This is a genomic window from Pseudomonas sp. FSL R10-2189, from assembly GCF_009600325.1.
GTDB lineage: Bacteria > Pseudomonadota > Gammaproteobacteria > Pseudomonadales > Pseudomonadaceae > Aquipseudomonas > Aquipseudomonas helleri.
Window position 1 is genome coordinate 132,438 of sequence record NZ_WIVZ01000002.1, and the last position, 23,245, is coordinate 155,682.

General features: G+C 58.8%; 18 protein-coding genes. 10 read left to right on the forward strand and 8 right to left on the reverse strand.

Going from position 1 to position 23,245, the window contains the following annotated elements:
• Positions 1–223: 223 nt before the first annotated feature.
• From GHO32_RS27125 to glnA, 3 genes are all read right to left on the reverse strand, one after another.
• Complete coding sequence (locus tag GHO32_RS27125) at positions 224–559, reverse strand: DUF4124 domain-containing protein (RefSeq protein ID WP_153334317.1); 336 nt, start codon at positions 557–559, stop codon at positions 224–226.
• A complete protein-coding gene (locus tag GHO32_RS02645) occupies positions 525–944 on the reverse strand; it encodes a cupin domain-containing protein (RefSeq protein WP_123751034.1) in 420 nt (139 codons plus the stop codon). Before GHO32_RS02645 ends, GHO32_RS27125 begins: the two co-directional genes overlap by 35 nt.
• A gap of 173 nt (positions 945–1,117) precedes the next feature.
• The gene (glnA, locus tag GHO32_RS02650) at positions 1,118–2,524 is read right to left on the reverse strand and encodes a type I glutamate--ammonia ligase (protein ID WP_048366777.1); all 1,407 of its coding nucleotides are present in this window, start codon (positions 2,522–2,524) and stop codon (positions 1,118–1,120) included.
• A 324-nt stretch (positions 2,525–2,848) separates the two neighbouring features.
• On the opposite strand from glnA, the gene thiI reads away from it, so the two are divergent.
• Positions 2,849–4,303, forward strand: a complete 1,455-nt coding sequence (gene thiI, locus GHO32_RS02655; protein WP_048386453.1) for a tRNA uracil 4-sulfurtransferase ThiI — start codon at positions 2,849–2,851, stop codon at positions 4,301–4,303.
• 139 nt (positions 4,304–4,442) lie between these two features.
• Complete coding sequence (gene typA, locus GHO32_RS02660; protein WP_048366775.1) at positions 4,443–6,263, forward strand: translational GTPase TypA; 1,821 nt, start codon at positions 4,443–4,445, stop codon at positions 6,261–6,263.
• A 199-nt stretch (positions 6,264–6,462) separates the two neighbouring features.
• Here the strand turns inward: typA and GHO32_RS02665 are convergent, their stop codons facing one another.
• On the reverse strand, positions 6,463–6,900 hold the full coding sequence (locus GHO32_RS02665) for a YkgJ family cysteine cluster protein (protein ID WP_048366966.1): 438 nt from the start codon (positions 6,898–6,900) through the stop codon (positions 6,463–6,465).
• A 254-nt stretch (positions 6,901–7,154) separates the two neighbouring features.
• On the opposite strand from GHO32_RS02665, the gene GHO32_RS02670 reads away from it, so the two are divergent.
• From GHO32_RS02670 to GHO32_RS02685, 4 genes are all read left to right on the forward strand, one after another.
• Positions 7,155–9,602 (forward strand): glycogen/starch/alpha-glucan phosphorylase, encoded by a 2,448-nt coding sequence (locus GHO32_RS02670; RefSeq protein ID WP_048366774.1) that lies wholly within the window; start codon positions 7,155–7,157, stop codon positions 9,600–9,602.
• Between the two features lie 235 nt (positions 9,603–9,837).
• Positions 9,838–10,848 (forward strand): class 1 fructose-bisphosphatase, encoded by a 1,011-nt coding sequence (locus GHO32_RS02675; RefSeq protein ID WP_153328092.1) that lies wholly within the window; start codon positions 9,838–9,840, stop codon positions 10,846–10,848.
• Between the two features lie 177 nt (positions 10,849–11,025).
• Complete coding sequence (bamE, locus tag GHO32_RS02680; RefSeq protein ID WP_048386449.1) at positions 11,026–11,280, forward strand: outer membrane protein assembly factor BamE; 255 nt, start codon at positions 11,026–11,028, stop codon at positions 11,278–11,280.
• A 19-nt stretch (positions 11,281–11,299) separates the two neighbouring features.
• A complete protein-coding gene (locus GHO32_RS02685) occupies positions 11,300–11,863 on the forward strand; it encodes a lipocalin family protein (RefSeq protein ID WP_153334319.1) in 564 nt (187 codons plus the stop codon).
• Between the two features lie 84 nt (positions 11,864–11,947).
• Here the strand turns inward: GHO32_RS02685 and GHO32_RS02690 are convergent, their stop codons facing one another.
• Complete coding sequence (locus tag GHO32_RS02690) at positions 11,948–13,336, reverse strand: inorganic triphosphatase (RefSeq protein ID WP_153334320.1); 1,389 nt, start codon at positions 13,334–13,336, stop codon at positions 11,948–11,950.
• 156 nt (positions 13,337–13,492) lie between these two features.
• Between GHO32_RS02690 and argE the strand changes: the two genes are divergently transcribed.
• Positions 13,493–14,644, forward strand: a complete 1,152-nt coding sequence (gene argE, locus GHO32_RS02695; RefSeq protein ID WP_048366769.1) for an acetylornithine deacetylase — start codon at positions 13,493–13,495, stop codon at positions 14,642–14,644.
• Positions 14,645–14,779: 135 nt separating this feature from the next.
• The gene (gene argA, locus GHO32_RS02700) at positions 14,780–16,078 is read left to right on the forward strand and encodes an amino-acid N-acetyltransferase (RefSeq protein WP_048366768.1); all 1,299 of its coding nucleotides are present in this window, start codon (positions 14,780–14,782) and stop codon (positions 16,076–16,078) included.
• Between the two features lie 133 nt (positions 16,079–16,211).
• Here argA and gshA read toward each other — a convergent pair whose 3' ends face one another.
• The 3 genes from gshA to GHO32_RS02715 all read right to left on the reverse strand — a co-directional run bounded on the left by gshA (position 16,212) and on the right by GHO32_RS02715 (position 20,699).
• Positions 16,212–17,795 (reverse strand): glutamate--cysteine ligase, encoded by a 1,584-nt coding sequence (gene gshA / locus GHO32_RS02705; RefSeq protein ID WP_153334322.1) that lies wholly within the window; start codon positions 17,793–17,795, stop codon positions 16,212–16,214.
• Positions 17,796–17,994: 199 nt separating this feature from the next.
• Entirely contained in the window at positions 17,995–18,378 is a 384-nt protein-coding gene (locus GHO32_RS02710; protein ID WP_048366766.1) for a PaaI family thioesterase, read from the reverse strand.
• Positions 18,378–20,699, reverse strand: coding sequence for a Tex family protein (locus GHO32_RS02715; RefSeq protein ID WP_123751037.1), 2,322 nt, complete (start codon positions 20,697–20,699; stop codon positions 18,378–18,380). The genes GHO32_RS02710 and GHO32_RS02715 overlap by 1 nt, the downstream gene beginning before the upstream one ends.
• Positions 20,700–21,057: 358 nt before the next feature.
• Here GHO32_RS02715 and ompR point away from each other — a divergent pair, with 358 nt between their 5' ends.
• Positions 21,058–21,798, forward strand: coding sequence for a two-component system response regulator OmpR (gene ompR, locus GHO32_RS02720; protein ID WP_048386441.1), 741 nt, complete (start codon positions 21,058–21,060; stop codon positions 21,796–21,798).
• Positions 21,799–21,909: 111 nt separating this feature from the next.
• Positions 21,910–23,223 carry an ATP-binding protein gene (locus tag GHO32_RS02725; RefSeq protein ID WP_048366763.1) on the forward strand — a complete coding sequence of 438 codons (1,314 nt, stop codon included), beginning with the start codon at positions 21,910–21,912 and terminating at the stop codon, positions 23,221–23,223.
• Positions 23,224–23,245 lie beyond the last annotated feature (22 nt).

The following is a 23,245-nucleotide window of genomic DNA, read 5'->3' on the forward strand; positions in this document are numbered from 1 at the left end:
GGCCGATCCCGGATTGCGTGCGCGGGTGAGGCGCTGGTGCAAGGAAAATGCAAAAAACAAACCAAGGCTCCGAAAAGAAGCGCTAATTGCCTGAAATAGGGACTTGGAGGCCATCTGGATCGCGTACCGGCTCGGCCAATGAGGCTTTTTGAACCAAAGTGGGCTGGTAACGGCGTCATCGTGCAGCTCTTGCACCAATATAGTGCAACTTGGCTGAATAGATTCAGTTTCTCTCAAAAGCGCCGATGTTCGGGTTTGCGGGGGGAGGCGGCGGGGGTGTGGCAGTTGGAAAACTGCCGGCGGGTTCTTGCTCGGGCAGCAGGTGTTGTGGGTTGTCGACGGGGATAATTGCCACAGCAGGTTGGCGGTTAAGTGGCGCCAGTGTCATCGGCGTGGTATTTGACGGCTCATGGGGTGTATTGCTGTAGTGAGTCGTGCCGTGATCGTCGAGGTGTTTGTACACCTGCGCGCTCGCGGGCAGTGCGAGCACGCAGAGGCTTACAAAAAAGTAGCGCACCAGTCGATTACTGCGACAGTGGCATGCCTTTACCGCCCGCATAGAACACGATCAGCTCAACGGGCTGGTTACCGCTGGTTCCACGATGTTCTGTTTGCACCACTTCGGGTAGAACCTGGCCGGGCTTGAGCAACAGTTTGTGTTTGCCGTCCCGGGTTTCTACAAATAGCTCACCCGACTTCACGTAAGCCACGTTGGGCATGGGATGTGTGTGCCAACCGAGTGCGGTATTGGCCGGGATGATGATTTTGAGAACGGTAATTTCAGGCGGTCCAAGAGGATAGGGGGCGTAAGGTGCACCATCCCAGGATTCACTGGTTTTGATCAATTGCTCGACTGTGACGCCAGGCGTTTTGCTGGTGCATCCCAACAACGTCAGGCAGGCCAGTGATAGCAGCAGGGCTTTTATTTTAAGAGTGAGCGTCATGTCGGCGTCCGTAGGGTGAGTTGCCTCAAACTACAGATCGCGCTCTAAAGTGGCTGTCAGGCGCAGGAGATATGTTCTGCGAGTTTGCGCGTATTGCCGTAAGACGTTTCGCATAAAAAAGGCCTCCCGAAGGAGGCCTTTCACATCACGCCGCTAGCGCGGGTGAGTCTGGATTAGCAGCTGTAGTACAGCTCGTATTCCAGTGGGTGTACGAAGGTACGTACTTTGATTTCTTCTTCGCTTTTCAGGGCGATGTAAGCGTCGATGAAGTCGTCGCTGAAAACGCCGCCTTTGGTCAGGAACGCACGACCTTTGTCCAGCTCTTCCAGGGCTTCTTTCAGGCTGCCGCACACTTGTGGGATCTGCTTGGCTTCTTCTGGCGGCAGGTCATACAGGTTTTTGTCAGCAGCATCGCCAGGGTGGATCTTGTTCTGGATGCCGTCCAGGCCAGCCATCAGCAGTGCAGCGAAGCACAGGTACGGGTTGGCAGCCGGGTCCGGGAAACGTGCTTCGATACGGCGAGCCTTAGGGCTGGACACGTAAGGAATACGGATCGAGGCGGAGCGGTTACGCGCCGAGTAAGCCAGCATTACTGGGGCTTCGAAGCCTGGAACCAGACGCTTGTAGGAGTTGGTTGCCGGGTTGGTGAAGCCGTTCAGGGCCTTACCGTGCTTGATGATGCCGCCGATGAAGTACAGAGCGGTGTCGGACAGGCCGGCATAGCCTTCGCCTGCGAAGGTGTTCTTGCCATCTTTCCAGATGGACATGTGAACGTGCATGCCCGAACCGTTATCGCCATACAGAGGCTTAGGCATGAAGGTCGCGGTGCGGCCGTAAGCATCGGCAACGTTGTGCACGACGTATTTCAGGGTCTGGGTTTCGTCGGCTTTCTTCACCAGGGTGTTGAACTTGACGCCGATTTCGTTCTGGCCGGCAGTCGCCACTTCGTGGTGGTGAACTTCAACGGTCAGGCCCATTTCTTCCAGTGCGCTGCACATGGAGGTACGGATTTCGTGGTCGTGGTCGAACGGTGGCACCGGGAAGTAGCCGCCTTTAACGCCTGGACGGTGACCTTTGTTGCCGCCTTCGATGTCCTGGTCGGACATCCACGAACCTTGCTCGGAGTAGATTTTGAACATCGAGCCGGAGATGTCCGACTTGAATTTAACCGAGTCAAAGATGAAGAACTCTGGCTCCGGGCCTGCGAATACGGTGTCGCCGATGCCGGTCGCTTTCAGGTGCTCTTCGGCACGCTTGGCGATTGCACGTGGGTCACGGTCGTAACCCTGCATGCTCGAAGGTTCGATGATGTCGCACACCAGGATCAGCGTAGGCTGCTCGGTGAACGGGTCCAGAACAGCCGTGCTGTCGTCTGGCAGCAGGATCATGTCGGACGCTTCGATGCCTTTCCAGCCAGCAATGGAGGAACCGTCGAACATTTTGCCGTCGGTGAAGAAGTCTTCGTCCAACGCATCACGGGCCGGCATGGTCACGTGATGTTGTGTGCCCTTGGTGTCAGTGAAGCGCAGATCAATCCATTTAACGTCATGATCTTTGATGAGTTGAACCGACTTCGACATAGTGTCCTCCGGGGTGGCTTAGGGCTGGTAGTGGAGTAGCCCTTTAAATGTGGTTGATGCCGGCGCGAATACTCGGCCAAGGCAACCTGCCTCACAAGGGAGCAAATTGCATGCCAGTGCCCCGACTTGCCCCAATCTCAAGCAGGGCAGCCCACAAGACTACGGATTCACGGCCCTAATCGCACTCAAATGAAGCGAAATAAGTGCTTTATGAACCATTTTGGTGCGATGAAAACCGTTTGTACGATAACTGGTTAAACCTTGAGCAATTTCCGCTATAATCCGCGCCCCCCTTTTTTGGCAGGCTGCTCGCGCGCTGTTTTCATGAAACTAATTGTTAAAGTCTTCCCCGAGATCACTATCAAGAGCCGCCCGGTTCGGATGCGTTTCGTCCGTCAATTGGCTAAAAACATCCGTGCTGTGCTCCGCGATCTGGACCCGGCCGTGGTAGTGACAGGCGTGTGGGACAACATTGAGTTGCAAACCCGTGTGAGCGACCCCAAAGCCTTGAAGGAGATGACCGAGCGCCTGAGCTGCATGCCGGGCATTGCGCATTTTCTGCAAGTTGACGAGTACCCGCTGGGCGACTTCGATGACATCGTTGAGAAGTGCAAACTGCACTACGGCGATGTACTGGCCGGCAAAATCTTTTCAGTGCGTTGCAAACGCGGCGGCAAGCACCCATTTACCTCGATGGAAGTCGAGAAATACGTCGGCAGCAAGCTGCGACGTGAATGCGGCGCGGCCGGCATTGACCTGAAAAAGCCGGAAATCGAAGTCCGTTTCGAAATTCGCGACCAACGGTTGTTTGTGATTCACAGCCAGCACGACAGCATTGGCGGTTTCCCGCTGGGCTCGCTGGAGCAGACCTTGGTATTGATGTCCGGTGGTTTCGACTCCACTGTGGCGGCTTACCAGATCATGCGTCGCGGCCTGATGAGCCACTTCTGCTTCTTCAACCTCGGCGGGCGTGCCCACGAATTGGGCGTGATGGAAGTCGCGCACTACATTTGGAAGAAGTACGGCAGCTCACAGCGCGTGCTGTTTGTGAGCGTGCCGTTTGAAGAAGTGCTGGGTGAAATTCTCGGCAAAGTCGACAACAGTCATATGGGCGTCATTTTGAAGCGTATGATGTTGCGCGCTGCGTCCCGTATTGCGGACCGCCTCGAAATTGATGCACTGGTCACCGGTGAAGCGATTTCCCAGGTGTCCAGCCAGACCTTGCCTAACTTGTCGGTGATCGACTGCGTGACCGACAAGCTGGTTTTGCGTCCGCTGATCGCCAGCCACAAGCAAGACATCATTGATCAGGCGAACGAGATCGGTACCGCCGATTTTGCCAAGCACATGCCTGAATATTGCGGGGTGATTTCGGTCAACCCCAAGACCCACGCCAAGCGTCCGCGTGTGGAGTACGAAGAACAACAGTTTGATATGGCCGTGCTTGAGCGAGCGCTTGAGCGGGCCAAACTGGTGCCGATCGATCGGGTGATCGACGAATTGGGCCAGGACTTGCAAGTCGAAGAGGTCAGCGAAGTGCTGGCGGGCCAGATCGTCATCGACATCCGTCACCCGGATGCCCAAGAAGATCAACCGCTGGAACTGGCTGGCATCGAAGTACAAGCGTTGCCGTTCTATGCATTGAACAGCCGCTTCAAGGAACTGGATGAAACACGTCAGTACCTGTTGTATTGCGACAAAGGCGTGATGAGTCGCCTGCATGCTCACCATTTGCTCAGTGAGGGACATGCCAATGTGCGCGTTTATCGACCGAGCTAAGAGCCCGGGGCTGTTTGCCTGTGGCCTGCGTCACCGGCCCCCCGACGCCACCGTCAAGTTGTAACGGCAAGGCCTGACTCTACTGTTAATCGCTGCCACGACCTGTCAGCACACCGAATCCTCTGATCGAGATACACAAGTGATCGAAAATCTACGTAACATCGCCATCATCGCCCACGTTGACCATGGTAAAACCACCCTGGTAGACAAACTCTTGCGCCAATCCGGCACTCTGGAGCGCGGCGAGCTCAACGACGAGCGCGTGATGGACTCCAACGACCAGGAGAAAGAGCGCGGTATTACCATTCTGGCGAAAAACACCGCCATCAACTGGAACGGCTACCACATCAACATCGTGGACACCCCGGGCCACGCCGACTTCGGCGGTGAAGTAGAACGCGTAATGTCGATGGTTGACTCCGTTCTGCTGCTGGTTGACGCTCAAGACGGCCCTATGCCGCAAACCCGTTTCGTGACCAAAAAGGCCTTCGAAGCCGGCCTGCGTCCAATCGTGGTTATCAACAAGGTTGACCGTCCAGGCGCGCGTCCTGATTGGGTTCTGGACCAGATCTTCGATCTGTTCGACAACCTGGGTGCGACCGAAGAACAGCTGGACTTCAAAGTGGTTTACGCCTCTGCCCTGAACGGTATTGCTGGTCTTGACCACACCGACATGGCTGAAGACATGACCCCGCTGTACCAGTCGATCGTCGACAACGTACCTGCGCCAGCTGTAGACCGTGACGGTCCGTTCCAGATGCAAATCTCGGCACTGGACTACAACAGCTTCCTGGGCATTATCGGTGTTGGCCGTATCGCTCGTGGTCGCGTCAAGCCGAACACTCCGGTTGTAGCGATCGACGCTGACGGCAAGCGCCGCAACGGTCGTATCCTGAAGCTGATGGGTCACCACGGTCTGCACCGTGTAGACGTTGAAGAAGCTGCCGCAGGCGACATCGTTTGCATCAGCGGTATGGACTCGCTGTTCATCTCCGACACTCTGTGCGACCCGCTGAACGTTGAAGCGATGAAGCCGTTGACCGTTGACGAGCCAACCGTTTCCATGACCTTCCAGGTAAACGACTCGCCATTCTGCGGTAAAGAAGGCAAGTTCGTGACTTCCCGTAACATCAAGGAACGTCTGGACAAAGAGCTGCTGTACAACGTTGCTCTGCGCGTTGAAGAAGGCGACTCGGCTGACAAGTTCAAGGTTTCTGGCCGTGGTGAGCTGCACCTGTCGGTACTGATCGAAACCATGCGTCGTGAAGGCTTCGAAATGGGCGTTGGCCGTCCAGAAGTGATCATCCGTCTGGTTGACGGCGTGAAGCACGAACCGTTCGAAAACGTCACCATCGACCTGCCAGAAGAATCTCAGGGCAAGGTGATGGAAGAGATGGGTCTGCGTAAAGGCGACCTGACCAACATGGTGCCGGATGGTAAAGGCCGTGTGCGTCTGGAATACAACATCCCTGCTCGTGGTCTGATCGGTTTCCGTAACCAGTTCCTGACCCTGACCAACGGTGCTGGCATCCTGACCTCGATCTTCGACCGTTACGACGTGATGAAGTCGGGCCAAATGTCTGGCCGTCAGAACGGCGTTCTGGTTTCGGTTGAAACTGGCAAGGCACTGACCTACTCCCTGGAAACTCTGCAAGCACGCGGCAAGCTGTTTGTTGAGCACGGTCAAGAGATCTACAACGGTCAAATCGTTGGTCTGAACAGCCGTGACACCGACATGGGCGTTAACCCTACCAAGGGCAAGAAGCTCGACAACATGCGTGCTTCGGGTAAAGACGAAACCATCGCTCTGGTTCCGCCTGTTCGCTTCACTCTGGAACAAGCACTGGAATTCATCCAGGACGACGAGCTGTGCGAAGTGACGCCTAAGTCCATCCGTCTTCGTAAGAAGATCCTGGACGAAGGCGAGCGTACCCGCGCTGCTAAAAAGGCCAAAAACTAAGTTAATTAGTTAGCGGTTACAAAAACGCCCCCGACCTTGCGGTCGGGGGCGTTTTTTTATGTCCGGGGTTTGTGTAACGGCTGACATCTAATGTGGAGCGGGCTTGCTCGCGATGGCATCACCGCGTTGATTGAGCAAAGTCTGCGTTGCCTGCATCGCGAGCAAGCCCGCTCCCACAAAATGGCTTGAGTAAGGTGCTTTAAAAATTCATCAGCCGTTCGCTGCTGTTTTTACGCTCGACAGCCTTTGGCACGTACGCGCAATAGCCTGGGCGCGGGCCTACACGCGGGTGGTTGCGGCAGGTGTCGGGGCGTTTGTCGTAGATGGTGCACATGCGCGACTTGCGATCCAGGTACAGGCAGTCGTTATTGCTCATGCGCTGCAGGGTGAAAATCCCTGACTTCTGGTTGAAACGCTCAACGATCCCTTCTTTTTGCAGGCGCTTGGCGATGTTCTTCGGCGGGTCGCCCAGCTCGAATTCGTCCACCAGGCCAATGCGGATCAAGTCTTTGACCTTGACCTCAACCGGCAGGGTGCAGCAGCTGGAAATGCAGGAGCCGCACATGGGTGCGGAGTATTTGGCCCAGGTATCGAGACGGTCGATTTCCGCGGCAGCAATCAGGTTGGACTTCATCAAGGGTGTATTCCAGCGTGCATCAGGGCGCGCGATCATACCGGGGTTGTTGGCAGAGTGAATCACCATTTGCCGGTTTTTTGTACAAAGTGTGCGTTGAAGCGTTTAGCAGGCGGGGTGCATCGTTTTGGGGCGCTGTTCATTTCGTCTGTTTTTAATAAAAAAAAGCCCGAATCAACGCGCGTTGTTCCTGTCGAACGGTCTAGGCTGACACCATTCGTCCTTCTAATCGCTCCATCCCGCCAGAGGTTGTATCGATGCCCCAGGAACCGCTTGTTCGTGACGCGCAGGTAACGGCTTTTCGTGACGCTGTACTGGCCAAACTGACTTACGCGGTGGGTAAAGACCCGGATCACGCGTTTGACCATGACTGGTTTGAAGCCATTGCACTGGCCGCCCGCGACCATATGGTCGAGCACTGGATGGACCATACCCGGCAGATTTATCGCAAAGACCAGAAGCGGGTGTACTACCTGTCTCTGGAGTTTTTGATCGGCCGTTTGCTCTACGACAGCCTGAGCAATCTGGGCCTGCTCGACGTCGCACGTGAGGCGTTGACCGAGCTGGGCGTAGACCTGGAACGCATCCGCCTGCTGGAGCCCGACGCGGCCCTGGGCAACGGCGGCCTGGGCCGACTGGCTGCGTGCTTTATGGAAAGCATGTCGACCTTGGGCGTCGCCGCTCACGGTTATGGCATTCGCTACGAGCACGGGTTGTTCCGCCAGAGCATCGTCGACGGCTGGCAGCAAGAGCAAACCGAAAATTGGCTCGACTTCGGTAACCCCTGGGAGTTTGAACGCGCCGAGGTGCTGTACTCAGTAGGCTTTGGCGGCTCGGTTGAAACCAAACAGGACGAACAAGGCCTGTCACGGCAAATCTGGTGGCCCAACGAAACCGTGCGCGCCATCGCCTACGACACGCCGGTGGTCGGCTGGCGCGGGGCGAGCGTCAATACCTTGCGCCTGTGGCGTGCAAGGGCGCTGCATGACTTGAACCTGGGGCGCTTTAACGCCGGTGACCACTTGGGCGCGGTGGCCGAAGTGGTGCGGGCCGAGAGCATCTCGCGCGTGCTGTACCCGGCTGACAGTAACGAGGCTGGCCAAGAGTTGCGTTTGCGTCAGGAGTTCTTCTTTGTTTCGGCCTCGCTGCAAGACTTGCTGCGCCGCCACCTGAACGTCCATGACACCCTGCTCAACCTGGCCGAGCATGTCTCGATCCAGCTCAACGACACGCACCCTTCCATCGCTGTCGCCGAGTTGATGCGCATTCTGGTCGATGAGCACGGCATCGAGTGGCACACCGCCTGGCAGGTCACCGTCGACACGCTGTCGTACACCAACCACACCTTGCTGCCCGAGGCGCTGGAGACCTGGCCGGTGGGCCTGATGGAGCGCCTGTTGCCGCGCCACATGCAGATCATCTACCTGATCAACGGCTACCACATCGACCAACTGCGTGAAAAAGGCATTCACGACTTTGGCGTGCTGCGGGCCGTGTCTCTGATCGAAGAAGACAACGGCCGCCGGGTACGCATGGGCAACCTGGCGTTTCTCGGCTCACACAGCGTTAACGGCGTGTCGGGCTTGCACACCCAACTGATGCGCAGCACGGTGTTTGCCGATCTGCACAAGCTGTACCCCGACCGTATCAACAACAAAACCAACGGCGTGACCTTCCGCCGCTGGCTGTTCCAGGCCAACCCGCCGCTGACCGCGATGCTCAAAAACGCACTGGGCGAGGATGTGCTGGATGAAACTGAACATAAATTGATCAAGCTCGAACCCTTTGCCGAGCGCGCTGACTTCCGCAAACAGTTTGCCGAGCAACGTCTGCAGAGCAAATGCACCCTGGCGGCGCTGATCTACGAGCGGCTCGGTGTTGTGGTCAGCCCTGAAGCGATGTTCGACGTGCAGATCAAGCGGATCCACGAATACAAGCGTCAGTTGCTTAACCTGCTGCACACCGTGGCGCTGTATCAGGCTATTCGGGCCGAGCCGAGCAATAACTGGGTGCCACGGGTGAAGATCTTCGCGGGCAAAGCGGCGGCCAGTTATACACAGGCCAAACTGATTATTAAGCTGGCCAACGACATCGCCCGCACCGTCAACAGCGACCCCACGGTACGCGGCCTGCTCAAAGTGGTGTTTATCCCCAACTACAACGTCAGCCTGGCCGAGAACATCATTCCGGCGGCGGACCTGTCCGAGCAAATCTCTACTGCCGGCTACGAGGCGTCGGGCACCAGCAACATGAAGTTCGCCCTCAATGGTGCGCTGACCATCGGCACCATGGACGGTGCCAACGTGGAGATGAGTGAACGCATCGGCGCTGAAAACATGTTTATTTTCGGCCTGACCTCCGAGCAGGTCGAAGCCCGCAAGCTCAATGGCGAGTTCCACGCCTCGGCGGACGTTGCGGCGTCGCATCGGCTCAATGATGTGCTGCAAGCCATACGCGGCGGGGTGTTCTCCCACGACGACCCGGCGCGTTACACCGGTTTTGTCGATTCTCTGATCGAGTACGACCGCTTTTTGGTGTGTGCCGACTTTGATGCCTACTGGGATGCGCAGATGCGCGTTGAACACCTGTGGCACAACCCGGACGAATGGTGGCGCAAGGCCGTGTTGAACACCGCACGGGCGGGCTGGTTCTCATCGGACCGGACCATTCGTGAATACGCGACCGACATCTGGAAGGCGTTGTAATACCTCTGTAGCCGCTGCCGAAGGCTGCGATCGAGTCCGCAGGGCTCGCGTTTTTTAACAACGAAGCCCCTTCGGGCCTTATCGCAGCCTGCGGCAGCGGCTACTGTTTTAAGTTGATTTAAGGGTTCAGCACCGGCCTCTCCGTCGGTTGTGAGTCTGTTTAGAAGATTTGCACGGCAACACGCGTTAAACTGCGCGGGTTTTTTCGCCCCCTCCCCATTGTTCGGAGCCTTACATGTCCCGCGTTACCCTGAGTCGCTATTTGATCGAGCAGACCCGTAGCAACAACACCCCTGCTGATTTGCGTTTCCTCATCGAAGTGGTGGCGCGTGCTTGCAAAGAGATCAGCCACGCCGTGTCCAAAGGCGCCCTGGGTGGTGTTCTGGGCAGCATGGGCACTGAAAACGTGCAAGGTGAAGTGCAGAAGAAGCTCGACGTGATTTCTAACGAAATCCTGCTCGAAGCCAACGAATGGGGCGGTCACCTGGCCGGCATGGCGTCCGAAGAAATGGACAATGCCTACCAGATCCCGGGCAAATATCCGAAAGGCGCCTACCTGCTGGTATTCGACCCGCTGGACGGTTCGTCGAACATCGACATCAACGCGCCGGTCGGCACGATTTTCTCGGTACTGCGTTGCCCGAACGAATACCTGAGCCAGAACGAGCCGTTGAATGAAAAGGCCTTCTTGCAGCCAGGCACCCAACAGGTTGCTGCCGGTTATGCCATCTACGGTCCACAGACCATGCTGGTTCTGACCCTGGGCGACGGCGTAAAAGGCTTCACCCTGGACCGCGAAATGGGCAGCTTCGTGCTGACCCACGAAAACATCAGCATTCCGGAAACCACCCAGGAATTCGCCATCAACATGTCCAACCAGCGTCACTGGGAAGCCCCGGTACAACGCTACGTAGACGAATTGCTGGCTGGCGAAGACGGCCCGCTGAACAAGAACTACAACATGCGTTGGGTGGCCGCGATGGTCGCTGACGTACACCGTATCCTGACCCGCGGTGGTCTGTTCATGTATCCGCGCGACAGCCGCGAGCCGTCCAAGCCGGGCAAACTGCGCTTGATGTACGAAGCCAACCCGATGTCGTTCCTCGTGGAGCAGGCGGGCGGCGCGTCGACTGACGGCCATCAGCGCATACTCGACATCCAGCCAGAAGGCCTGCACCAGCGCGTAGCGGTGTTCCTGGGTTCGAAAGAAGAAGTGGCGCGCGTGACCTCGTACCACAAAGCGTAAATACATCGCCGCACCCTCTGTAGGAGCGAGCTTGTCTCGCGATCTTTTGACTGTTTAAAAGATCGCGAGGCGAGCTCGCTCCTACAGTCGTTTCTGGGTCAGGGAACCTGCCCGCGCTTTTCTCTTCTAAGCTTGCAGCAGGCAGCGATGCCGATTCTTTTATTCAGGAGCTTTTCCATGAAGTTGCGTTCTTTGGCGTTGTTGTCGTTCTGTGTGTTGCTGGCGGCTTGCAGCAAGGTCAATCAAGAAAACTACTCCAAACTGTCGGCGGGCATGACCAAGGCCGAGGTGGAACAACTGCTGGGCAGCCCTACCGATTGCTCGGGCGCGCTGGGGATGTCGAGTTGTACCTGGGGGGATAAGAGCAGCTTTATCAGCGTGCAATACGCCGGTGACAAAGTGCTGATGTTCTCGGGGCAGGGCCTTAAATAAAGCGCAGGGAGCGTTTGCGATGAAACGTCTTTTAGTCTGCCTCGGGGCAGCCTGGTTACTGGCCGGGTGCTCGACATCCAGCAACGACGCGCTGGCACCGAACACGGTGGGCAGCGTCGATTTACAGCGCTATCAGGGCACGTGGTATGAGCAGGCGCGATTGCCGATGTTCTTCCAGCGTAACTGCGCGCAATCCGAGGCTCAGTACACGCTTAAACCTGACGGCAATGTCGCGGTGTTGAACCGTTGCCGAACGGCAGAAGGTAAGTGGGAAGAGGCCAAGGGCACCGCCAGCCCGCAAGTGCCGGGCAAAACCGACAAGCTGTGGGTCGAGTTCGATAACTGGGTGTCCAGGCTGTTGCCGGGCGCGACCAAGGGCGATTACTGGGTGTTGTATCTGGGGGATGGCTACAGCACCGCGCTGGTCGGCAACCCGGACCGGCGCTACCTGTGGCTGCTGTCACGCAAGCCGCAGATCGATCAGCAAACCCGCGACGAACTGCTCAGCAAGGCTCAGCAGCAGGGCTATGACACCACCCGCCTGATCTGGCGAACACCCGACGCGGACATGCCAAAAGAGTAAAACCCAGTGTAGGAGCTCGCGATCATTTAAAGATCAAAAGATCGCGAGCAAGCTCGCTCCTACAGGGAGGTGGGCGCTATTAGCTTAGGCGCGCAGCAGGGTTTTCCAGGCGCGGTTCTGGTACACGGCAATGGCTTGTTGCTTGCGCGCGTTGAGCAGCAGGTCATTGCTCTCGGCGTCGTCAGTGATTGGCAAGGTCGCCAATTCTTGCAACTTGTTCATCTCACCGTACAAGCGATCGACTTCCGGGATCTCCAGAACGCCACGCGCCAGGCGCAACCAGGCCTGAATGCGTTCAATGCGTGGCAGCTGCTCGGCCAAGTCTTCTGGTTGCTGCTGGTAGCGGTTCAGACGCAGCGCAATGGCCTCGTCCGACAGCAAGCGCGGCAACCAACTGGCCAATTGTGCAGCGCCCTGGCGGTTGCCACGGGTGGTGCCACGGTCAATGGTCCAGCTGCGGGCCAGCAGCCAGCGCGAGGTGTTCAGCGAGAATTGGCCCCAGCGCGGGTCTTCCAGCTCTTCGAGGAACTGCTCAGGGGCAGCTTTACGCACGTCTTCATCGTCCTGGCCAATTTGCACAATCGGGCGCCAGTCTTCAAGCAGGGCATCCAGCTCGGCCCGCAGGGTGTGGGTCGATTGGCGCGGGGCGGCCTGGCCGAGGCTGCTGACCAACGCACGCAGGTCAATCAACTGGTGCAGCCAGTCTTGCAGCAAGCGCCAGTGACCATTGAAGCGGTATTGCTCAGCCAAGCGCTGGCTATTGCCCAACAGGTGCCAGGCCAGCGCGGCAAAGGCGTCGTCCAGCGGCGTTTCCGGGGTCAATTCAGGAGCGGGCAGGGTGACGTTGTAGCTGTTGGCGTCGAACAGGCGGTAGCCGCGCTCAGCCTTGCTGATGTCGCAAGGCATCAGCGGTAGTTTTTCCGCCAGTTCGGCAGCCAGCTCCAGCAGGGCAGCCGGCTCGCCTTCGCGCAGTTCGAGTTCCAGCTCGCAGATTTCTTCTTTCTGCTTGCCGGCAATTACGTGGCCCAGGTCCAGCGCGGCTTCGATCACCACCTTGGCTTTGCCACGGCCCCACGAGATTTCAGCGCGCTCGCGAACGAAATCGGTGGTGAAGATCGGCTTCAGGGTCTTTTTGTCCAGCTCGGCCAGTTCGTCAGGCCAGCATTCGCCTTCGAGCTTTTTGATGTCGAGCTTGGCCTTGGGCAAGTGCCAGTCGTATTCGTTGCGCTCCGACAGCCCGGCAATGCTTTGGCCGCGGGTCTTGAGGGTTTGGATCACCTCTTCGCCATCGCGGCGCAGGCGCAGGGCAACCTTGGCCTTGGCCAGATCGCGCTCAGGCGTGTCGAAGTACTGGTTTAACAACTCACGGCTTTCCCAGCCACTTTTGTTGCGTTTTTTCAGCAGAGGGTGCTCGCGCAAGGCAGCGAGGGTTTCTCGGCTGACGCGGAGCTTGATTTCGGTTTCTTTTTGCATGGCCGGAAAATCCAGGAACGGTGCGCAGCCGGGGAAAGTGTGGCTGCCAAGGCCGTGCAGTGTACAGGACTCACCGCCCCGGCGCGTTGCGCGGGTTTATTCTGTGGCGCAGATGGCTCTATGATGGGCCTCGCCCAGCCAACAGGAAGCCAGCGCATGCCCTTACCGTCCCTCAAAGAGCAATTCGCTGCGTTGATCGGCACGCCGTCGGTCAGTTGTACTCAGCCCCATCTGGATCAGTCCAACCGCGCCGTGATCGATTTGCTGGCCACGTGGCTGGGTGAGTTGGGCTTCAGTTGCGATATCCAGCAGGTCAGCCCCGGCAAGTTCAACTTGCTCGCCAGTTTTGGCAGCGGCCCCGGCGGTCTGGTACTGGCCGGTCACAGTGACACGGTGCCGTATGACGAAGCGCTGTGGCAGACCGATCCGCTCAAGCTGACCGAAGTGGACAATCGCTGGGTCGGCCTGGGCAGTTGCGACATGAAGGGCTTTTTCGCCTTGATCATCGAAGCCGTGCGCCCGCTGCTGGACCAACCGTTCAAGCAGCCGTTGCTGATTCTGGCCACCTGCGACGAAGAAACCTCCATGGCCGGTGCACGTGCGCTGGTCGAGGCCGGGCGGCCGCTGGGGCGTGCCGCGGTGATTGGCGAACCGACCGGGCTCAAACCCATCCGCATGCACAAAGGCGTGATGATGGAGCGCATCGACATTTTGGGGCGTAGCGGCCATTCCTCGGACCCAAGCCTGGGCCACAGCGCGCTGGACGCCATGCACGACGCGATCACCGAGCTCAAAGGGCTGCGCCAGCAATGGCTGAACGAGTACCGCAACCCGCAGTTCAGCGTGCCGCAACCGACCCTCAACTTTGGCTGCATCCATGGTGGCGACAACCCGAACCGGATTTGTGGCCAATGTTCGCTGGAATTTGACCTGCGGCCTTTGCCTGGCATGGACCCGGCGCTGTTGCGTTCAATCATTCGCAGCAAACTCGACCCGTTGGCCGAGCGTCATCAGGTCAAAATCGATTTCGCCCCGATCGCGGCGGGTGTCGCGCCGTTCGAGCAGGCGGCTGACAGCGAACTGGTGCGCGTGGCCGAGCGGCTCACCGGGCATCGCGCCGAAGCAGTAGCGTTTGGCACCGAAGCACCTTATCTTCAGCAGCTTGGCTGCGAGACCATCGTGTTGGGCCCGGGTGACATCACCTGCGCGCATCAGCCCGGTGAACACCTCGAAATGTCACGTTTGCAGCCGACAGTGCGTCTATTAAGCCAGCTGATCGAACATTATTGCCTGACCCCGGCCCAGTAAATGGCCGCAGGCCCGACCCGTATACACAAGGAGAGCACGCGTGTTGCCAAGTTTGTTTCGACGATAACTACCAGCCTGCTGTGCGTTTGCTGTTTTTGCCCTTTTTAGGCGGCTCATTTTTTACAGGCTTTGGTTATGCACGATTACGTTAACTGGCTGCGTCATGCTTCCCCTTACATCAATGCTCACCGCGACTGCACCTTTGTCGTCATGCTCCCTGGCGACGGTGTAGCGCACCCCAACTTTGGCAACATCGTCCACGACCTGGTGCTGCTGCACAGCCTGGGCGTGCGGCTGGTGCTGGTTCACGGCTCTCGTCCGCAAATCGAAAGCCGCCTTGAAGCCCGTGGCCTGCAGCCGCATTACCACAAAGGGATGCGCATCACCGATGCGGCGACGCTGGAATGCGTGATGGACGCCGTGGGCCAATTGCGCATCGCAATTGAAGCGCGCCTGTCCATGGACATGGCCTCATCGCCCATGCAGGGTTCGCGTTTACGCGTGGCCAGCGGCAACCTGGTGACCGCGCGGCCGATTGGTGTGCTCGATGGCGTGGACTACCACCACACCGGCGAAGTGCGCCGGGTCGACCGCAAGGGCATCAACCGCCTGCTGGACGAGCGTTCCATCGTGCTGCTGTCGCCCTTGGGCTACTCGCCCACCGGCGAAACCTTCAACCTGGCCTGCGAAGACGTTGCCACCCGCGCGGCTATCGATCTGGGGGCTGACAAACTGCTGCTGTTTGGCGCTGAGTCCGGCTTGCTCGATGAACAAGGGCGGTTGGTGCGTGAGTTGCGGCCACAACAAATCCCGGCGCACATGAAGCGTCTGGGCAGCGATTACCAGGCGGAATTGCTTGAAGCGGCTGCCGAGGCGTGCAGCGGTGGCGTGGCTCGCAGCCACATCGTCAGCTATGCCGAAGACGGCGCGCTGTTGACCGAACTGTTCACCCGCCACGGCGGCGGCACCCTGGTTGCCCAGGAGCAATTTGAAGTCACCCGCGAAGCGGCCATTGAAGACGTGGGCGGTTTGCTGGACTTGATCAGCCCGCTGGAAGAGCAGGGCATCTTGGTGCGCCGTTCACGGGAAGTGCTGGAGCGCGAGATCGAGCAATTCAGCGTGGTTGAGCGCGAAGGCATGATCATCGCCTGCGCGGCGCTGTATCAGATTGCGGATTCGGATGCTGGTGAACTGGCGTGCCTGGCGGTCAACCCGGAGTACCGTCATGGCCGTCGGGGTGATGAATTGCTGGAGCGCATCGAAAGCCGTGCACGGGCGCAGGGGCTGAAAACCTTGTTCGTCCTCACGACACGCACGGCTCACTGGTTCCGCGAGCGCGGCTTTGAACCCAGCAGCGTCGAACGCCTGCCAGCAGCACGAGCGTCGCTGTACAACTTCCAGCGCAACTCCAAGATCTTTGAAAAGGCGCTGTAAAACACCCAAGCCTTGTAGCCGCTGACGAGGCACGAAGGCTGCGATGCGGGCCGCAGGACCGCCGTCCGGGGTCGCTTCGCAACCCATCGCAGCCTTCGTGCCTCGACAGCGACTACAGAGTCGCTGTGTCGCCTTAGTTACTGATCGCCAAAATACTCGCCTGATACGAGGCCACGAACAGGTCGAAATCACCTACTTCGTTGTTCTCGGTCTCGGCTTGGTCGAGCAGCGATTGCTTGGCTTTGGCTTCGAAGGCGGCCTGGTCTTCCGGGCTCAGCGGGGTGTCGCGAAAGTACTCCGCGTGGGCCTGGCTCTGGCGCATCGAAAACTGGGCGAAGCTTTCCTTGTGTTCGGTCATGCTGGCCAACACTTTGGCTGACGGGGTCAGGGACACGTCGGCAACTTTGGCAAACTGATCGTCCAGCGCCTTGCTGTGGGCGTCGTCGCCATGCACTTGGTCCAGCAATGCCGCCACCGGGGCGATTTTTTCCAGCAGTTCTGCCGCCCACTCTTTCAGTTCGACCGCTTGGCCCTGACGCTGCAGTTGCAGGCCCGGGCGGCGACCTTCTTTGACCACGCTCAAGAAGTTGGACGTGCAGTTGCCGCATTCGCTGCTCTCGAACTGCGGGCTCTCTTGCAGCGCGCAATACAGCAGGAAGGCATCCAGGAAGCGCGCTTGCGGCAGGTCGATGCCCACCGGCAGGAACGGGTTGATGTCCAGCAGGCGCACTTCAACGTACTGCACGCCACGGGCCATCAGGGCCTGGATCGGGCGCTCGCCGGTGTAGGTCACGCGCTTGGGGCGAATGTTGGAGTAGTACTCGTTTTCGATTTGCAGAATGTTGGTGTTCAGTTGCACCCATTCGCCATCTTTGTGCGTACCGATCTCGACATACGGCGGGTACGGCGTCGCCACGGCCTTGCGCAGGCTGTCGGTGTAGCTGTCGAGGTTGTTGTAGCAAGGCGTGAGGCCCGCCTGGGCGTTGCTCTGGTAACCCAGGTCGCTCATGCGCAGGCTGGTGGCGAACGGCAGGTACAGCGTGTCGGCGTCCAGTTGCTCCAACTGGTGCGAACGGCCGCGCAAGAAACCTGCATCCAGCGCAGGTGAGGCGCCGAACAAGTACATCAGCAACCAGCTGTAACGGCGGAAGTTACGAATCAGCGCGATGTAGGCGTCCGACTGGTAATCACCGTCGGTGCCGACAAAGCCCTCAGCGTGCTTGAGCACCGGCCACAGGGCTTCAGGCAGGCTGAAGTTGTAGTGGATCCCGGCGATGCACTGCATGGTCTTGCCGTAACGCAGGGCCAGGCCTTTGCGGTACACGTACTTGAGCTGACCGATGTTGGACGTGCCGTAGTAGGCAATCGGAATGTCTTCTTCGGCCGGCAACGGGCACGGCATCGAAGGGCTCCACAGGAACTCGTTACCAAGTTTGCTGTAGGCAAAACGGTGAATCTTGTCGAGGCTGGCCAGCGTGTCCGCAGGGTCGGGCAGGGCCGGGGTGATGAACTCCAGCAGCGACTCGGAATAGTCAGTGGTGATTTGGTCGTTGGTCAGCGCCGACCCCAGTTCTTCAGGATGCGGGGTCTGCGCCAGTCGTGCATCGGCCGTTACGCGCAGGCATTCGCGCTCGATACCATGCAGGCACTGCTCGAGCAAAGAGAGGTGTGTGCGCTCGCCAAGTAAGTTCAGGCGGCGGTTGAGAAGTTCGCTCAAGTTAGATTCCTTCACGCGTCAGTCGCCCCAATATGGGGGTGGTCAGGACGGTCTACAAGGGTGAAGTTATACCGGCGTGGTCGCCTGGCTTTGTAGGGGTGATGCTCAGCCCCGTCCCTGTTTCGGTATTACGGCGCTCCGAGCGCATTTCGGCACTGCTTTCACAGTGCCGAAATTAACTCAAATGACCTGATGACCGCTACAGGACAGCGAACGTGCCTTGTGCTTTAGCGACCAGTTTGTCGCCTTGCATGACGTCCGCTTCGACGACAAACGTCCGTCGGCCGGGGTGGATGACCTTGGCGATGCACAGCACATCGCCATCTGAAACGGAGCGCAAGTAGTTGATCTTGCACTCGATTGTCACGCTTTGGCGGTCAAAACCATGGGCGCCGGAACAGGCCAGCCCCATGGTGATGTCGACCAGGCTGAAAATCACCCCGCCGTGCATTTTGCCGCCACGGTTGCGCAGCTGTGGTTCAAGGCTGAGCGCGACGTGCGCAATGCCGTCTTCCACCGATTCCACGCGGCAGCCGATCAACTCGCTGAACGCGCTTTGGGTCAAACCCTCGGGCAGCGTCATTAGCGTTTCTTCAGCTGTTTGGCATTGGCGAACAGCGAAGCCATTGCGTTGTTGGCCGGGGCAGCGGCGACTGTCTCTTTACGCGGGGCCGAGTTTTGCTGGCGCGGCGCCGAACCTGGGCGGGCACCGCGTGCGCCGTCGATTTTCTCGCCGGGGGTATCGCTCATGCGCATCGACAGGCCAACGCGTTTGCGCGGGATGTCGACTTCCATGACCTTGACCTTGACCACGTCACCGGCTTTAACGGCTTCACGCGGGTCTTTGATGAACTTCTCGGACAAGGCCGAGATGTGCACCAAACCGTCCTGATGCACGCCGATATCGACGAACGCACCGAAGTTGGTCACGTTGGTGACCACGCCTTCGAGGATCATCCCCAGTTCCAGGTCTTTAAGGTCTTCAACCCCTTCCTGGAACTCTGCCGTCTTGAACTCGGGACGCGGGTCGCGGCCCGGTTTTTCCAGCTCTTGCAGGATGTCGGTGACGGTCGGCAGGCCGAAAGATTCGTCGGTGAATTTTTTCGGGTCCAGACGCTTGAGGAAGCCGGCGTCGCCGATCAGCGAGCGAATGTCACGCTCGGTGTCCGAGGCGATGCGCTTCACCAGCGGGTAGGCCTCAGGGTGAACGGCCGAGGCGTCGAGCGGGTTGTCACCGTTCATCACGCGCAAGAATCCGGCTGCCTGTTCGAAGGTTTTTTCGCCCAGACGGCTGACTTTTTTCAGCGCCGCACGGGTTTTGAAGGCGCCGTTTTCATCGCGGTGGGCCACGATGTTTTGCGCCAGGGTGGCGTTAAGGCCGGAAATACGCGCCAGCAGGGCGACAGATGCGGTGTTCACGTCCACGCCCACGGCGTTTACGCAGTCCTCGACCACGGCGTCCAGGCCGCGTGCCAGTTTGAGCTGGGACACGTCGTGCTGGTATTGGCCGACACCAATGGATTTAGGGTCGATTTTCACCAGCTCGGCCAGCGGATCTTGCAGGCGGCGGGCGATCGACACGGCGCCACGGATCGACACGTCGAGGTCCGGGAATTCCTTGGCGGCCAGTTCAGAGGCCGAGTACACCGATGCACCGGCTTCGGACACCATCACTTTGGTGACTTTCAAGGCCGGGTATTTTTTGATCAGCTCAAGGGCCAACTTGTCGCTTTCGCGGCTGGCGGTACCGTTGCCGATGGCAATCAGCTCAACCGAATGCTTGGCGCACAGGGCGGCCATGATCGCGATGGTTTGATCCCACTTGTTGTGCGGCACGTGCGGGTACACCGTGGCGTGCTCAAGCAGTTTGCCGGTGGCATCGACCACAGCGATCTTGCAGCCGGTGCGCAGGCCCGGGTCCAGGCCCAGTGTGGCGCGCGGGCCTGCCGGCGCGGCCAGCAACAGGTCGTGCAGGTTGTGGGCAAACACGTTGATCGCTTCGGTTTCTGCGGCGTCGCGCAGTTCACCCAGCAGGTCGGTTTCGAGGTGGGTGTAAAGCTTGACCTTCCAGGTCCAGCGCACCACTTCGCTCAGCCATTTGTCTGCCGGGCGGTTTTGGTTTTCCAGGCCGAAGCGCTGGGCAATCATCATTTCGCCAGGGTGCATGGTGCCGGGGAGTTCTTCACCGACCTTGAGCGACGAGCTGAGGATGCCTTCGTTGCGGCCACGGAAAATCGCCAGCGCGCGGTGCGACGGCATACTTTTGAGCGGTTCGTCGTGTTCGAAGTAATCGCGGAACTTGGCGCCTTCTTCCTCTTTGCCCGCGATAACGCGGGCGCTGAGGGTGGCTTCCTGCTTCAAGAAGCTGCGCAGTTTATCCAGCAGGCTGGCGTCTTCGGCGAAGCGCTCCATGAGGATGTACTTGGCGCCATCGAGGGCAGCCTTGACGTCTGCCACGCCTTTTTCGGCGTCAACAAAACGTGCGGCTTCGGTGTCCGGGTTGAGGTTGGGGTCGTTGAACAGGCCGTCAGCCAGTTCGCCGAGGCCGGCTTCCAGGGCGATCTGGCCCTTGGTGCGGCGCTTTTGCTTGTAAGGCAGATACAAGTCTTCGAGGCGGGTCTTGGTGTCGGCCAGCTTGATGTCGCGGGCCAGTTCAGGCGTCAATTTGCCTTGTTCTTCGATGCTGGCGAGGATGCTGATGCGCCGTTCGTCGAGTTCACGCAGGTAGCGCAAGCGTTCTTCCAGATGACGTAATTGGGTGTCATCCAGGCTGCCTGTCACTTCCTTACGGTAGCGAGAGATGAAGGGTACGGTGGAGCCTTCATCCAGAAGAGCGACGGCCGCTTCGACCTGCTGCGGGCGCACGCCAAGTTCTTCGGCGATGCGGCTGTTGATGCTGTCCATAAAACCACCTGACAAAGTGTGATGCAGGCTCGCAGGCCCGGGCTGTAAGGCTTGCGAGACTGGTTGAGCGGCCCGAAGGGCGCCGCTACCTGGGCCAAAAGGGCAGCCTGTTGACCCGTGAAATCAGCAAATTACGGCAGGCATTGAAAAAATAAATCCTGGCGCAATGTTTGAAAAACCGAGATTGCCTGACACAAAAGGCGGCGCATTATAACCAGCGTTCCCGGATTCAGGGGATTGCGCACTTCACCCGCTATACTCGGCGCACTGGCCGTGAAGGAAAAATCTGCTAACAATGCACACGATGCGTATAACAGCAGCTAAGCCATAATGCGCGCCGAGATCACAGGAGCATCTAATGAGCAGCATTGCACAACCGGCTGAAGGCGAAAAAATTCTTATCGTTGATGACGATCCAGGGCTGAGCAGCCTGCTGGAGCGTTTCTTCGTCAGCAAGGGCTACCGCGCCCGCGCTGTGCCGAACGTCGAGCAAATGGACCGTTTGCTGGCTCGTGAGGTATTTAACCTTGTGGTACTGGACCTGATGCTGCCCGGCGAAGACGGGCTGTCTGCATGCCGCCGCCTGCGTGCCGCGGGTAATCGGGTGCCGATCATCATGCTCACCGCCAAGGGCGACGAGCTGAGCCGCATCAAGGGCCTGGAACTGGGCGCTGATGACTACCTGGCCAAACCTTTCAACCCTGATGAACTGATGGCGCGTGTGCGTGCCGTGTTGCGTCGTCAGTCGGCGCCTGTGCCGGGTGCACCGGGCAGCGAAGACGAAAGCGTCACCTTTGGTGATTACGAGTTGTCCCTGGCCACGCGCGAACTCAAGCGGGGCGATGAAGTACACATGCTCACCACCGGTGAGTTTGCCGTACTCAAGGCGTTGGTCATGCATGCGCGAGAGCCGTTGACCCGCGACAAGCTGATGAACCTGGCCCGTGGCCGTGAGTGGGATGCACTGGAGCGTTCAATCGACGTTCAAATCTCCCGCCTGCGCCGCATGATCGAGCCGGACCCTTCCAAACCGCGCTACATCCAGACGGTCTGGGGTGTCGGTTATGTGTTCGTGCCGGATGGCAACGCAACCAAGTGATGTCGCCTGTGCAGGCGCGAGTCACCCAGTGGCCTTAGGGCGCCGGGTGGCTCGCACTTCATTCTATTGCGGGTCTTGGTACTCGTCCCTGCAACGTGTAAAGCGCCATCTATGAAAACCCCTCTGTGGTTCCCCCAAAGTTTTTTCTCCCGCACCCTCTGGCTGGTGCTTATCGTCGTCCTGTTCTCCAAGGCATTGACCCTGGTTTATCTGTTGATGAACGAAGATATGTTGGTCGACCGCCAATACAGCCACGGCGTGGGCCTGGTGCTGCGCGCCTATTGGGCGGCCGATGAAGAGAACCGCGCCAAGATCGCCGATGCCGCAACGTTGACGCGTGTGGTGGGCGGCGGGGTGCCAGAAGGCGAGCAACACTGGCCTTACAGCGAGATCTACGAGCGTCAGATGCAGGCCGAACTGGGCGCTGACACCGAAGTGCGTTTGCGCATGCACTCGCCTCCGGCGCTGTGGGTACGTGCCCCGAGCCTGGGCGATGGCTGGCTGAAGGTACCGTTGTATCCGCACCCGCTGCGTGGGCAAAAAATCTGGAGCGTACTGGGCTGGTTCCTGGCCATCGGGTTGTTATCCACCGCCTCGGCGTGGATTTTCGTCAGCCAGCTCAATCAGCCACTTAAACGGTTGGTCTATGCGGCCAGGCAGTTGGGGCAGGGGCGCAGTGTGCGCCTGCCGATCAGTGATACACCGAGCGAAATGACCGAGGTGTACAGCGCCTTCAACCAGATGGCTGAAGATGTGGAGCAGGCAGGCCGCGAGCGCGAACTGATGCTGGCGGGTGTGTCCCATGACTTGCGCACGCCGTTGACGCGCTTGCGTTTGTCGCTGGAGTTGATGGGCAACCACAACGACCTGACTGACGACATGGTGCGCGACATTGAAGACATGGACGCCATTCTGGATCAGTTTTTGGCGTTTATCCGCGACGGTCGCGATGAGCCGGTTGAAGAAGTTGACCTGTGCGAACTGATCCGCGAAGTCGTTGCGCCGTATAACCAGAATGACGAACAGGTGCGCTTGCGCTTGCAGCCCATTCAGCCGTTTGCGTTGCGTCGGGTATCGATGAAGCGCCTGCTCAATAACTTGATCGGCAATGCCTTGCACCATGCGGGGGATGACGTTGAAGTCGCCGCCTATGTGTCGGGCGATACCAGCGCGCCTTACGTGGTGCTGAGTGTGATGGACCGCGGTGCGGGCATTGACCCGTCGGAGCTTGAAGACATCTTCAATCCGTTTATCCGCGGTGACCGTGCCCGAGGCGGCAAAGGCACTGGCCTGGGCCTGGCGATTGTAAAACGCATCGCCTCCATGCACGGCGGCAACGTTGAGTTGCGCAACCGTGCCGGCGGTGGCCTGGAAGCCAGAGTCCGACTGCCGTTGGGCTTGATGCTCCCGCGCGGCGCCGTTTAAACACACACCCTGTAGGAGCGAG